At 65.6% G+C, this 279-nt stretch carries 1 protein-coding gene; it reads left to right on the plus strand.

Annotated elements, in window-relative coordinates; all coding sequences use genetic code 11:
• Positions 1–279, plus strand: a 279-nt coding sequence (locus ABGN05_RS30145) for a hypothetical protein (protein ID WP_367957750.1), incomplete at both ends; no start/stop codon positions are given.

Below are 279 nucleotides of genomic sequence, written 5' to 3' on the forward strand. Positions count from 1 at the left end.
TGCCCGATCCGCTGCCCGACGGTTTTCCGGTCTCCGCCGAACTGCTGCTCGCGCGCATCGAACAGGCGATCTGCGACACCTTGAGCCAGGTTTTCGCGAGCGAGCGGCCGCATCCGGTGCGCTTCGTGCGGCGCGATACCAGTCTGCGCCAGCTCGATCCGTTCGACAAACGCACCGACCTGCTCCAGCTTACCCTCGACGTCGAAGAAGAGGATGCCGAGCCCTGGTCGCTCTCGCTGGCGTTCCCGCAAGGAACGCTTGCCGAAGTGCTCACCACCC

This window comes from Aquibium pacificum (genome assembly GCF_040839445.1).
GTDB classification, from domain to species: Bacteria; Pseudomonadota; Alphaproteobacteria; order Rhizobiales; family Rhizobiaceae; genus Aquibium; species Aquibium pacificus.